A 12,443-nucleotide genomic window follows, 5' to 3' on the forward strand; every position below is an offset into this window, starting at 1 on the left:
TTATTGTTGTTTCTGCTTGTAAGCGACCACTTCTTGCGGGGTCACCATGTCGCCATCGTTGTTGCCCCAGGCATTGCGCTCGTAAGTGATCACCGCGGCGATGTCGACTTCCGAGAGCTGCTTGCCGAAGGCCGCCATGGCCGTGCCCTGGACGCCGTTGAACACGGTCTCCAGGTGGTGCTCCTTGGGCCCGGTGACGATCTTCGAACCCTTGAGCGCCGGGAACATCGGCGGCATGCCCTGGCCTTCAGGCTGGTGACAGGCGGCGCAGATGGTGTGGTAGACCTTGTCGCCGCGGGCGACCAGCTCTTCCTTCGTCCATTCCTTGCTGGTCAGCTCCTTGAGCTTGACCGCCTCTTCCTTGCGCTCGGCCAGCCACTTGTCGAAGTCAGGCTTGGACTTCACGTCCACCACGATGGGCATGAAGCCGTGGTCCTTGCCGCACAGCTCGGCGCACTGGCCGCGGTAGACACCGGGCTGGTCGACCTTGGTCCAGGCTTCGTTGACGAAGCCGGGAATGGCGTCGCGCTTGACCGCGAAGGCCGGTACCCACCAGGAGTGGATCACGTCGCTGGAGGTGACCAGGAAACGCACCTTGACCCCGGCCGGCAGCACCAGCGGGTTGTCCACCTCGAGCAGGTAGTGCTCGTCCTTGTTGGCCTTGTTGTGGATCTGGTCCTGGGGCGTGGCGAGGTTGGAGAAGAACTCCACGTCCTGGCCCAGGTACTTGTACTGCCACTTCCACTGGTAGCCGGTGACCTGCACGTCCAGCTCGGGCTCCGAGGTGTCGTACATGTGGATCAGCGTCTTGGTGGCCGGAACGGCCATCACCACCAGGATCAGGAAGGGAATGACGGTCCAGAGGATTTCCACCGTGGTGCTCTCGTGGAAATGCGCGGGCTGCTGCCCGGTGGACCGGCGATGGACGATCATCGACCAGAACATCGCGCCGAAGACGACGATGCCAATGACCACGCAGATCCAGAAGATCGTCATGTGAAGATCGAAAACGTTACGGCTGACTTCTGTCGCACCGGGGGTCATGTTGACCGTCCAGGCGGCGTTTGCCTGACTGAAAGCCAAGAGCAAAAGGAAGCCCATCCAGACTCGTGGATGTCGCAGCATTCGGGTTCCCCTTATCGTTGTTTTTATCCCGCCGGCATAGCGCCCTGGCTGCGATCCCCATTCCAGAGGGATCGAGCCTGAACAAGCCAACGGCCAAGGGAGTGACCGCCAAGACAACTTACTTTGACGTCGTACCTCGGCAGCACGCAGGGCAGGCCGGGTCCATCAGGTTTTCGGTGTGTCGAAGCGGAGTATAGCCACGGGTTGCGACATAACAACGCAGAGTAAAAACTGTGTTTGAAAGACCGAAGTGCGATCTCAAAGCCACGGACGGCGCGGCTTTGGAGTACCATGCTGGCCGTCTGATATGCCGCGTCGGCATAAACAGTTCATGAATATGACAATCGCGTCTTAGCTACGGCCGGGGTGCGGCTAAGGTCTTTCTTCACTTTCCAAACCCGTTGTCTTGGAGCTGTCATGAACACCGCTGCACTGCGTGAGCTGATCCGGAATGCCCACCTGCTCGAATCCCGCCATGGCCATCTCGCCCGCCTGATCCAGAGCCAACTGCAAAGCCTGCACAAGAGCATCGCCCTGACGGGAGAGGACCCCAGCGGCACGCTGACGCGCTTCGTCCACGCCTACATCGAACAGGTGCCGGACTTCCTCGATGCCGCCAACTCGGTGGCCCGCGCGGCCGGCATCGAGGACCGCATCAAGCCGGTGCTCAAGCTCGCCGAACAGTTCTTCCTCACCCCGCCCCTGCTGCTCGACGGCCACGACGGTCTCGATGCGCTGCTGGACGAGGCCTACCTCGCCCACCGCCTGGTGGAAGAAGTGAACGACCGCTACATCGCCCACTTCAACCAGCCGCTGATCCCGCTGGACACCACGGTGGCCAACCTGGTGGCGCACCAGCTGATCGGCGAACCCTTCGCCAACCAGCTGGATGAAGCGGTGCACCACGCGGTCAACGGCATGCTCGACGACAGCACCTTCAGCGCCGAATCCGCCGTCAGCTACCGCGCCAGTCTCAATGACCCGCAGGTGGTCATGGCCTGGCAGCAGTGGCCGTGCCTGTCGCGGCAGTTCGGCGTCGAGCTGGAGTTGGGCCGCGACTGAGGCTCAGCCCGCACTCTGCAGCGCACGCACCCGGCCCTCCACGCGGCGACGCAGGCCGTTGCCTTCGATGGACAGCCGGCAACCACTGGCCTCGGCGCTGCGGCCCCAGTCCTCCAGCAATTCCATGCACGCGTGGTCGATGTAGCTCAGGTGCTGCAGCGGCACGCGCAGGTGCGTGCCGGGCTTCACCGACTGCAGGGCCTGGGACAGCGCCGGCACCTTGAGGAAGGTTGCCGCGCCGACAAGGCGCAGTTCGGCGCCGTTGCCCTCGTCGTCGTAGCGCAGGTTGATCTTCAGCCGCGCGGCCTTGAACACCAGCTTCAGTACCGTCAGCGCAAAGCCCAGCAACACACCGGTCAGCAGGTCGGTGGCGACGATGGCCAGGGCGGTCGCTGCATGCACCAGCACCGGCATGCGCCCATAGCGGCCCAGCGAACGCAGCGCCTTCAAGTCCACCAGTTTGATCCCGGTGTAGACCAGCACGCCGGCCAGACTCGCAATGGGGATCTGCCGCAGCAGCCCGCCCAGCAGCACGACGAACCCCAGCAGCCACAGCCCATGGAAGATCGCCGAGGCGCGGCTGCGTGCGCCGGCCTGCACGTTGGCCGAGCTGCGCACTATCACCCCGGTCATCGGCAGCGCGCCGACCAGCCCGCAGAGCATGTTGCCGACGCCCTGGGCGCTCAGCTCGCGGTCCATGTCCGAGCGCGGGCCAGAGTGCATGCGGTCCACGGCGGCGGCCGAGAGCAGTGTCTCGGCGCTGGCGATGAAGGCCACCACCACGGCGGCCAGCAATAGCGTCGGGTCGAGCAGCGCGACGAGGTCGCTCGGGCGGATCCAGTCGATGGCGTCGCCGAGGTTCTCCGGCACGCTCACCCGCAGCACATCCAGTGGCAGCGCGATGCTCACCAGCGTCGCCAGGCTCACACCGATCAGTGCGCCGGGCAGCATGCGCAGCCGGCAGGGTTTGAAGCGGTCCCAGAGCGCCATGCAAGCCATGGTGCCCAGCCCGAGCAGCGCCGCATCGAAGCCACTGGTCTCGGACAGCAGCGCCGCCGGGAAGGCCAGCAGGTTATCCAGCCCGGACGCCTGCGGCTTGAGGTCGAGCATGACGTGGACCTGCGAGAGCACGATAAGGATGCCGATGCCCGCGAGCATGCCGTAGACCACGGCCGGTGAAGTGACGCGGAACCAGCAGCCCAGGCGCAGCCTGCCCGCCAGCAATTGCAGCGCGCCGGCCAGCAGCAGGATCGGCCCGAGCATGGCAATGCCGTGGGTGCGCACCAGTTCGAAGACCAGCACCGCGAGGCCTGCCGCAGGGCCGCTGACCTGCAGCGGTGAGCCGGCGAGGAAACCGACCACCAGGCCGCCGATGATGCCGGTCACCAGGCCCTTGGCCGGTGGCATGCCCGAAGCGATGGCGATGCCCATGCACAGCGGCAGGGCGACGAGGAAGACCACCACCGACGCGAGCAGGTCGCGCGGCAGTACCTGGCGTAGTTGGGAAAATCCGGATGGAACAGAGTGGGAGGCCGACATGGCGCTGTTCTCCTTCAAGCATTTTTCGGGCGCGCGAAAGCCCACGACGCCGGTCTCGACCGCATCGACACGCGCAATTCAGGGGGATGGCGAACGCAGTGGCAGCGCGCGCCTCAGGCAGGGATCAACAGGAAAGGAGGGCGCGGCGATTGTTCTGGCGGGCCGCCGCGCCCCGGGAGCGTACCGGTATCAGCCGCTTACTGGGGGGAATAGCGCGGGCGCGGGGTCGCACTGGGCGTCGGGCCTTCGCCGTCGAGGGGGCGGAAACGACCTTCCTGGGCGTCGTAGGCCTTGATGGCGCTGGTCTCGATGTCATACACCCAGCCATGGATGAACAGCTGGCCGGAAGCCAGGCGCGCGGCCACGGACGGGTGGGTCTTCAGGTGGTCCAACTGGGCTACCACGTTCTCCTCGGTGAGCACGCCCAGGTGCTCCTGGGTGGCGCAACCGCAGGTCTGCGCGACCACGGTACGAGCGACTTCGGCATGGCGCAGCCACACCTTCACCGTCGGCATGCTTTCCAGGCTCTGCGGATTCAGCACCGCTTTCATCGCCCCGCAGTCGGAGTGGCCGCAGACGATGATGTGCTGCACGCCCAGGGCCATCACCGCGAACTCGATCGCGGTGGACACGCCGCCGTTCATCTGGCCGTACGGTGGCACCACGTTGCCGACGTTGCGGGTGACGAACAGGTCGCCCGGCGAGCTCTGGGTGATCAGCTCGGGGACAATGCGCGAGTCGGCACAGGTGATGAACATGGCGCGCGGGTTCTGCGCGTGGGCCAGCTTCTTGAACAGTTCTTCCTGCTGCGGGAAGACCTCATGACGGAACTGGCGAAAGCCCTCGACGATATGGCGAAGCGCCTCGTCAGCCGTTTCGTGGGCGTGATCCTCACCGTGCGTTTTATCGTTCATGTATCAGCCTCGAAGAATGACGAAGAATTTTCCCACGTCAGCCGACGCTCTCCCTGGGGAGAAAAGGCACAGCCGTGGGAAAAAATCTGGCGTGACCGTTGAGTCACTTTGTGCTCAAACCCTAGACGGCGAAGATTAAACCAAAATTAAAAAACCGCTCTGGAATGAGCTTTTGCATGATGTTTCGCCGACATTTCAAGATGATATCGGCAAGCTATCATGGCGGGGCGATATTGCGGTGATGCTATTCCGCTCGTCGAAATTTCCGAGCGGCGTCCGTTAAAACAGGCTCATCTGGCTGCGCGGCGGCGCGAACGCCGTGCAGTCCAGGCCGAAGCTGCCGCGCCGGTTCAGGCCCAGGCGGCGCATGGCGACCTCGAAGCGCTTGGCCAGCAGGTCGGCGAACGGACCTTCACCACGGAAGCGATGGCCGAAGCGGCTGTCGTAGATTTCCCCGCCGCGCAGCTGGCGAATCAGGCTCATCACATGGCTGGCGCGCTGTGGGTAGTGCGCAGCCAGCCATTCCTCGAATAACGGGCCGACCTCGCGCGGCAGGCGCAGCATCATGTAGCTGGCGCTCTGGGCGCCGGCGTCGTGGGCGGCTTCGAGCAGCGCTTCCAGTTCGCGGTCGTTGATCATCGGGATCATTGGCGAACACAGCACGCCCACCGGTATGCCGTGCTCGCGCAGCACGCGGATCGCCCGCAGGCGCGCGGAGGGCGCGGCGGCGCGGGGTTCGAGGATGCGCTTGAGCTCGTCGTCCAGGGTGGTCAGGCTGATCATCACGCCCACCAGTTTGTGCTGCGCCAGTTCGGCCAGCAGATCGAGGTCACGCAGGATCAGCGAACCCTTGGTGACGATGGTCACCGGATGGCGGAAACGCAGCAGCACTTCGAGGATCTGCCGGGTCAGCCGTTGCTGGCGTTCGATGGGCTGGTACGGGTCGGTATTGGCGCCCAGATTGATCGGCGCGCAGACGTAACCCTTGCGACTCAGCTCTTCTTCCAGCACCTCGGCAGCGTTGGTCTTGGCGATCAACTTGGTCTCGAAATCCAGCCCCGGCGACAGGTCCCAGTAGGCGTGGCTCGGCCGGGCATAGCAGTAGATGCAGCCGTGCTCGCAGCCGCGATAGGGGTTGATCGAGCGGTCGAAGGGCAGGTCCGGCGACTGGTTGCGCGAGATCACCGACTTCGCCCGCTCGGTGCGGATTTCCGTCACCTGGGGCTTGGGCACTTCGTCGTACCAATCGTTATCCACAGGCACCGAGGTGGTCGGCGCGAAGCGGTTGTGCGGATTGCTGGCGGTACCCCGGCCGCGGGGCGGAAGGGAAGTGGTCATGTGGGAAAGCTCTGAAGAAATACTGTATATGAATACAGTAATCCACTGAGTTTTCCACAGCCAGCACTAACTGCTCGGCGGTCTGATTTCCAACTGTCGGGTTGTTCCTACATTCCACAGCTGCAGGGTGTGTAGGGCGCATAAGGCGCCAGCGTTATCCGCCGCCAGGCTGCGGGGGATAACCTATTCCAGGTTATGCGCCCTACTGTTACCCGTCAGAGCAGCCGGGTGAACAGCCAGTACAGCCCCGCCGCCAGTCCGATGGCCGCTGGCAGCGTCAGCACCCAGGCCAGCAGCATGTTGCGGATGGTCGGCCACTGCAGCCCGCTGCCGTTGGCTGCCATGGTCCCGGCCACGCCCGAGGAGAGCACCTGAGTCGTCGACACCGGCAGGCCGAAGCCGTCCGCTGCGCCGATGGTGAGCATGGCCACCAGTTGCGCCGAAGCGCCCTGTGCATAAGTCAGCGGCGTTTTGCCGATACCCTCGCCCACCGTGGTGACGATGCGTCGCCAGCCCACCAGTGTGCCCAGGCCCAGCGCCAGGGCCACCGCAACTTTCACCCACACCGGGATGAAGCGGATCGCCTGCTCGCCGCCCTGGCGCAGCGCCTGCAGGCTGCTCCAGGTTTCCAGTTCGAAGTGCTGGTCGCTGCGGTCCAGCAGGCGGATGGTCTCCAGGCTCAGGTAGAGGTCGTTGCGCAGGTCCTGCACCTCTTCGGCCGGCACCTTGTCCAGCTGCCCGTAGCGCTCCAGGCGCGCACCGACATCGCCGATCACGCTGCCCAGCGAGGGCAGCAGTTCCGGTCTGACCACCTCATCTTCCTGATAGCTCAACAGCGCCTGGCGCGGGTCCGCCGCCGGGCTGCCGCCGGCACGGTGCAGCTGTTCCTGGCTGGACTGGGTGAGGGTGAGCAACTGGTGGGTCTGTTCCGGCGAGTGTGCGCGATCCACGGCGAACGCCAGGGGAACGGTAGCGATCAGGATCAGCATGATCAGGCCGATGCCTTTCTGCCCGTCGTTGGAGCCGTGGGCGAAGGACACGCCGGTGCAGGTCAGGATGAGGATTGCGCGAATCCACCGGGGCGGCGGAGTGCGTCCTTCCGGCGCGTGGAACAGCGCGCGGTTGCGGATGGTCGAGCTGGCCACCCGCAGCAGCACGAAGGCGGCGAAGAAGCCCACCACCGGCGAGAGGAACAGCGCATACCCCACCGTCAGCAGCTGCGACCAGGCGTTGCCGGACAGGCCGATATGCCCGGCCATGGCGCCGTGGGCCAGGCCGATGCCGACGATGGAGCCGATCAGCGTGTGCGACGAGGACACCGGCAACCCCAGCCACCAGGTACCGAGGTTCCACAGGATCGAGGCAATCAGCAGGGCGAAGATCATTGCCAGCCCGGCGCTGCTGTCCACCTTGAGCAGCAGGTCCAGCGGCAGCAGCGAGACGATGGCGAAGGCCACCGCACCGCTGGAGAAGAGCACGCCGAGGAAATTCCACAGACCCGACCAGGCCACCGCGAAGCGCGGCGGCAGGGCGTTGGTGTAGATGACCGTGGCCACCGCGTTGGCGGTGTCATGGAAGCCGTTGATGAACTCGAAGCCCAGGGCGATCAGCAGTGCGACCACCAGCACCAGTACCGACCAGCCGGGTTCCAGGTGCGTGCCGCTGGCGTGGATGTCGTGCCCGAGCGCGGCGAAGGTGAACACCAGCGCCGCGGCCAGCAGCAGGAAGAAGGTCAGGCGACCCTTGAATCCGTGGGTCTCGCGCAGCACCGGGCTGATGGGGAACTGCGTCAGGCGCGAGGCGCGCATCACCTCGAGCATGCCAAAGCGGTCAAGCACGGGGGCGCTTCCTTCGGGTCGGTGGCGGCATCTGGCGGATTCCTTGCGGCGATGCCCTACAGACTAGCCGGCCATGGCGATCATGGGCGGGCCGGGCGAGCGGGGCGGAGGGCCATGCTAGGGCAAGGCTGCTTCGACATTCCTTGATGTTGGTGGTGATGTGCGACATTTCGGTGCCACAAAAAGAAATGCCCCGGCAAGCCGGGGCATTCTCTGAGCGTCACGCGGGTGCTATTCCTGCGGCTTTTTCAGCTTCGGATTGGGGAAGAACTGCACCCCCTGCACCTTCGGGTCCTTGGGCTTTTCCAGCGCGCTGGTGTTGACGCGGGTGGACAGCTCTTTCGGCACCGACTGGCCCTGGGCATTGAGCGTGTCGGCATAGCCGCAGGCCACGCATTCGCGATGCGGTACGCCGTCGACGTCCCACATGACGATCTTGTCCTGCTCGCTGCAGGCCGGGCAGACGGCCCCGGCGATGAAGCGCTTCTTCACCTCGCTCATCACGCCGCCTCCTCGGACAGGCCCGAGTGGCGCAGCAGGGCGTCGATGGACGGCTCGCGGCCACGGAAGGCCACGAACAGCGCCATCGGCTCCTGGGAGCCGCCCTTGGCCAGGATCGCCTCGCGGAAGGCTGCGCCGGTCGCCGGGTTGAGCACGCCTTCTTCCTCGAAGCGGGAGAACGCGTCGGCGGACAGCACTTCGGCCCACTTGTAGCTGTAGTAACCGGCCGCGTAACCGCCGGCGAAGATGTGCGCGAAGCTGTTGGCGAAGCGGTTGTACGCCGGCGGGCGCATCACCGCGACTTCATCGCGGATCGCCTCGATCACGTCGAGCACGCTGCGGCCGTCGCCGTGGGTGGCGTGCAGTTCGAAGTCGAACAGCGAGAACTCCAGCTGGCGGACCATCATCAGGCCGGACTGGAAGTTCTTCGCGGCAAGCATCTTCTCCAGCAGGTCCTGGGGCAGCGGCGCGCCGGTTTCATAGTGGCCGGAGATCAGAGCCAGGCCCTCGGGCTCCCAGCACCAGTTCTCCATGAACTGGCTCGGCAGCTCCACTGCGTCCCAGGCCACGCCGTTGATGCCCGAGGCACCGGCGTGTTCGACGCGGGTCAGCAGGTGGTGCAGGCCGTGGCCGAATTCGTGGAACAGGGTGGTGACTTCATCGTGGGTCAGCAGCGCCGGCTTGCCGCCGACCGCGGGGGTGAAGTTGCACACCAGGTAGGCCACCGGCGCCTGCAGCTCGCCTTCGGCGGTGCGGCGACGGTCGCGGGCGCCGTCCATCCAGGCGCCGCCGCGCTTGTTGGCGCGGGCGTAGAGGTCGAAGTAGAAGCGGCCGACGTGCTGGCCGTTTTCCTCGATCTCGAACAGGCGCACGTCCGGGTGCCAGCGCTCGAAGTCGTTCAGCTCGCGGATCTGGATGCCGTAGAGCTTCTGCACGATGGCGAACAGGCCGGAGAGCACCTTGTCCACCGGGAAGTAGGCGCGCAGGGCTTCCTGGGACACGCTGTAGCGCGCTTCGCGCAGCTTCTCGCCGAAGTAGCTGGCGTCCCAGCTGGAGAGGTTCGGGCAACCCTGTTCGGCGGCGTAGGCCTTGAGCTGCTCCAGGTCCTGGGCGGCGAAGGGCTTGCTGCGCACGGCCAGGTCGCGGAGGAAGTGCAGGACCTGCTCGGGGGTCTCGGCCATCTTGGTGGCCAGGGACAGCTCGGCGAAGTTCGCAAAGCCCAGCAGGCGCGACAGCTCCTGGCGCAGGTCGAGGATTTCCTGCATCACCGGGCCGTTGTCGTTCTGCCCGGCATTCGGGCCTTGATCAGAGGCGCGGGTGCAGTACGCGGCGTAGACCTCTTCGCGCAGGGCGCGGTCTTGCGCGTAGGTCATCACCGCGTAGTAGCTGGGGAATTCCAGGCTGATCAGCCAGCCGTCCAGCTCCTTGGCCTGGGCGGCCTGCTGCATCTGCGCCTTGGCCGAGTCGGTCAGGCCGGCCAGTGCGGCTTCGTCGGTGACGTGCTTGGTCCAGGCCTGGGTGGCGTCCAGCAGCTGGTTGGAGAAGCGACTGCCAAGCTCGGACAGGCGCGTCTGGATTTCCGCGTAGCGTTGCTGCTGTTCGGCCGGCAGGTCGATACCCGACAGACGGAAGTCGCGCAGGGCGTGTTCGAGGATGGTCTTCTGGGCGACGTCGAAGGTCTTCGACTCGGCACCGGCGGCCAGCGACTCGTAGGCCTTGAACAGCTCGCGGTTCTGGCCCAGCTCGGTCCAGTAGGCGGACAGCAGCGGCAGGCAGCCTTCGTAGGCCTCGCGCAGTTCGGCGCTGTTGCACACTGCGTTGAGGTGGCTGACCGGGCTCCAGGCCTTGCCCAGGCGGTCATGCAGTTCGTCCATGCTCAGCACCAGGCCGGCCCAGGTCGGGGTGCCGTTCTGCTGGGCGAGGATGCGCGCGATGGCGGCGCGGTTGTCGGCGAGGATCTGCTCGATGGCCGGCTTCACGTGCTCGGGGCGAATGGAGGAGAAGGGCGGCAGGTCGTAGCTCTGCAGAAGGGGATTCGCGCTCACGGTGGCACCTTGGCTGAAGAAACACCCGGCCATCTTAAATACAATCGGGCCTATCCGCAGCCAGAGGCTTACTTTGGGAGAGCATCTATCGTGACGATTCGAACCTATCAGGGCATAACGCCATCCCTCGGCGAGCGCGTCTTCGTCGATGCCAGCGCCGTGGTCATCGGCGACGTGGAGATCGGCGCGGACAGCTCGGTCTGGCCGCTGGTCACCGTTCGCGGCGACATGCACCGCATCCGCATCGGCGCGCGCACCAGCGTGCAGGACGGCAGCGTGCTGCACATCACCCACGCCGGCCCCTTCAATCCGGACGGCTTCCCGCTGACCATCGGCGACGAAGTGACCATCGGCCACAAGGTGCTGCTGCATGGCTGCACCATCGGCAGCCGCATCCTGGTGGGCATGGGCTCCATCGTCATGGACGGTGCGGTGATCGAGGACGAGGTGATCCTCGGCGCCGGCAGCCTGGTGCCGCCGGGCAAGACGCTGGAGAGCGGCTTCCTCTATGTCGGCAGCCCGGTGAAGAAGGCCCGGCCGTTGACCGACAAGGAGCGCGCGTTCTTCGGCTATACGGCCGGGAACTACGTTAAGCTGAAGGATCAGCATATTGCCGAGGGTTACGCAGGCTGACGGCGGAGCCTCCGTAGGGCGCATAAAGCGGAACGCTTTATCCGCCGATGCTCCGATGGCGGATAACGCCCGAGGCTTTATCCGCCCTACATCAAGGCCGTCCCGCCGGACGGCCTGCTGTGCCGAACCTCGCGCCCTATACTGACCCGAGGTGACCGGACGCCAGCGCGTGCCCGGCCGGGTTCAGCAGCGGGCGGCCAGCCATCACGGCGCCGCCGAGCCGGCGAGCGGCCATGAACAGTCTGTGCTCCCCCAGCGCCACCGTTTCGCCCTGGCGGCGCGGCGGTGTCATCGTCCTGCTCTTGTTGGCGCTGAGTGGTTGCGCCCATCACCCAGCCCAACCCGCCGCCCCGATCAGCGAAGCCACCTGGCACCAGGTCGACGCCGACATCGGCGCCGCTTCGCTGGCCGCCACCTCCCAGGCCCGCGCCTACGCCGAAGAGGCCATGCAGCAGTGGATGGACCTGGTCTACCAGCGCACCGACGAGAAATTCATCCCCTGGTTCTCCAGCTACTGGACCCAGGAATGGCTGAGCATGAAGGTCGCCTGGTACAAGATTGGCTCCCACGGCGACCTCGATCCCACCGTCGACAAACTGGCCGTCTACCTGCAGGAGCAGTACCGCAAGCAGGTGCTGATACCGGTGGCCAAACAGGTCGACCCCGACGCGGTGATGGAAAAGGCCACCCGGCATTACATCGAGCTGCTGACGGTGGCGGTGAAGGAAATTCCCCAGCGACGCGGCATCCCGCAGAAGGCCTTCGACGAGCACCTGATGGGCATCCCGGCGATCTCCCTCGGCCCGCCCTCCAGCCGCGATGCTTCGCTGTACGACGTGGTGTACGCCAAGGACATCGGCAAGGTGCCGGCCTTCGCCGCGCTGATGCAGGACATCCGCACGGCGGCGGGCAAGGCCGGGGCCGGCACCAAGGTCAGCGGCGTCTCGCCGGTGGCCCAGCGCACCAGCGCCAAGCTGGTGCACGAGCTGCGCAACCGCAGCATAGCCGGCGTGGTGGCGAGCGCGGCCGGCAAGGTCGCCGGCTCGGTCATCTCGGTGGCTTTCACCTTGTTCAGCATGGCCGGCAACGACCACGACCGGCCCGAGGTGGAGACCCAGTTGCGCAAGGAGATCAACGCCGCCTTCGACGAACAGTGGCTGGCGCTGATGCGTGATCCGGACGGCGGGGTGATGTCCGGCGTCGATCACCTCGGCGCCCGCGTGCAGCAGAGCCTGACCGGCCGGCTGGCGCAGCCGGAGGATGCGCCGGAAGATCAGTCAGCGGCCCAGACCTACGGCGCCGGCGAGGCCGAGCCGGTCAGCGTCAGCGGTGGTTTCCGGGTGCTCAAACAGGGGCAGGGCGCGGCGCCCTGAGATGTCGCTCGGCGATCGGCGCTTCGCGCGGGCGGCCATGCGCAGTATCCTTCCCGCCCGACTTTCGCGGCCGGA

At 65.7% G+C, this 12,443-nt stretch carries 10 protein-coding genes; 3 read left to right on the top strand and 7 right to left on the bottom strand.

Annotation, left to right across the window (positions count from 1 at the left end; all coding sequences use genetic code 11):
- Window positions 1-1,125, bottom strand: coding sequence for a cytochrome c oxidase subunit II (gene coxB / locus ABKS89_RS00570; RefSeq protein ID WP_348588714.1), 1,125 nt, complete (start codon window positions 1,123-1,125; stop codon window positions 1-3).
- Window positions 1,126-1,542: 417 nt separating this feature from the next.
- Here coxB and ABKS89_RS00575 point away from each other — a divergent pair, with 417 nt between their 5' ends.
- The gene (locus tag ABKS89_RS00575) at window positions 1,543-2,187 is read left to right on the top strand and encodes a hypothetical protein (protein WP_138213356.1); all 645 of its coding nucleotides are present in this window, start codon (window positions 1,543-1,545) and stop codon (window positions 2,185-2,187) included.
- Between the two features lie 3 nt (window positions 2,188-2,190).
- On the opposite strand, the gene ABKS89_RS00580 is transcribed toward ABKS89_RS00575, so the two are convergent.
- From ABKS89_RS00580 to prlC, 6 genes are all read right to left on the bottom strand, one after another.
- Entirely contained in the window at window positions 2,191-3,726 is a 1,536-nt protein-coding gene (locus ABKS89_RS00580; RefSeq protein ID WP_348588713.1) for a SulP family inorganic anion transporter, read from the bottom strand.
- A 197-nt stretch (window positions 3,727-3,923) separates the two neighbouring features.
- Window positions 3,924-4,640, bottom strand: coding sequence for a carbonic anhydrase (locus tag ABKS89_RS00585; RefSeq protein ID WP_081518886.1), 717 nt, complete (start codon window positions 4,638-4,640; stop codon window positions 3,924-3,926).
- 279 nt (window positions 4,641-4,919) lie between these two features.
- Window positions 4,920-5,978, bottom strand: coding sequence for a PA0069 family radical SAM protein (locus tag ABKS89_RS00590; RefSeq protein WP_138213354.1), 1,059 nt, complete (start codon window positions 5,976-5,978; stop codon window positions 4,920-4,922).
- Window positions 5,979-6,193: 215 nt separating this feature from the next.
- A complete protein-coding gene (locus ABKS89_RS00595; protein WP_518301068.1) occupies window positions 6,194-7,798 on the bottom strand; it encodes an inorganic phosphate transporter in 1,605 nt (534 codons plus the stop codon).
- 249 nt (window positions 7,799-8,047) lie between these two features.
- The gene (locus ABKS89_RS00600; RefSeq protein ID WP_024763727.1) at window positions 8,048-8,317 is read right to left on the bottom strand and encodes a YheV family putative zinc ribbon protein; all 270 of its coding nucleotides are present in this window, start codon (window positions 8,315-8,317) and stop codon (window positions 8,048-8,050) included.
- Window positions 8,317-10,362 carry an oligopeptidase A gene (gene prlC, locus ABKS89_RS00605; protein ID WP_138213353.1) on the bottom strand — a complete coding sequence of 682 codons (2,046 nt, stop codon included), beginning with the start codon at window positions 10,360-10,362 and terminating at the stop codon, window positions 8,317-8,319. The genes ABKS89_RS00600 and prlC overlap by 1 nt, the downstream gene beginning before the upstream one ends.
- A gap of 90 nt (window positions 10,363-10,452) precedes the next feature.
- On the opposite strand from prlC, the gene ABKS89_RS00610 reads away from it, so the two are divergent.
- Window positions 10,453-10,995, top strand: a complete 543-nt coding sequence (locus tag ABKS89_RS00610) for a gamma carbonic anhydrase family protein (RefSeq protein WP_348588711.1) — start codon at window positions 10,453-10,455, stop codon at window positions 10,993-10,995.
- Between the two features lie 233 nt (window positions 10,996-11,228).
- The gene (locus ABKS89_RS00615) at window positions 11,229-12,368 is read left to right on the top strand and encodes a hypothetical protein (protein WP_348588710.1); all 1,140 of its coding nucleotides are present in this window, start codon (window positions 11,229-11,231) and stop codon (window positions 12,366-12,368) included.
- The last annotated feature ends 75 nt before the right edge of the window (window positions 12,369-12,443 follow it).

The organism is Pseudomonas sp. LABIM340 (assembly GCF_040017195.2).
Taxonomy (GTDB): Bacteria; Pseudomonadota; Gammaproteobacteria; order Pseudomonadales; family Pseudomonadaceae; genus Pseudomonas.

What these genes read in the sequence shown, in the direction of transcription:
- coxB (WP_348588714.1), bottom strand. Translation starts at nt 1,125, where the DNA reads ATGCTGCGACATCCACGAGTCTGGATGGGCTTCCTTTTGCTCTTGGCT.
- ABKS89_RS00575 (WP_138213356.1), top strand. Translation starts at nt 1,543, where the DNA reads ATGAACACCGCTGCACTGCGTGAGCTGATCCGGAATGCCCACCTGCTC.
- ABKS89_RS00580 (WP_348588713.1), bottom strand. Translation starts at nt 3,726, where the DNA reads ATGTCGGCCTCCCACTCTGTTCCATCCGGATTTTCCCAACTACGCCAG.
- ABKS89_RS00585 (WP_081518886.1), bottom strand. Translation starts at nt 4,640, where the DNA reads ATGAACGATAAAACGCACGGTGAGGATCACGCCCACGAAACGGCTGAC.
- ABKS89_RS00590 (WP_138213354.1), bottom strand. Translation starts at nt 5,978, where the DNA reads ATGACCACTTCCCTTCCGCCCCGCGGCCGGGGTACCGCCAGCAATCCG.
- ABKS89_RS00595 (WP_518301068.1), bottom strand. Translation starts at nt 7,798, where the DNA reads ATGCTCGAGGTGATGCGCGCCTCGCGCCTGACGCAGTTCCCCATCAGC.
- ABKS89_RS00600 (WP_024763727.1), bottom strand. Translation starts at nt 8,317, where the DNA reads ATGAGCGAGGTGAAGAAGCGCTTCATCGCCGGGGCCGTCTGCCCGGCC.
- ABKS89_RS00615 (WP_348588710.1), top strand. Translation starts at nt 11,229, where the DNA reads ATGAACAGTCTGTGCTCCCCCAGCGCCACCGTTTCGCCCTGGCGGCGC.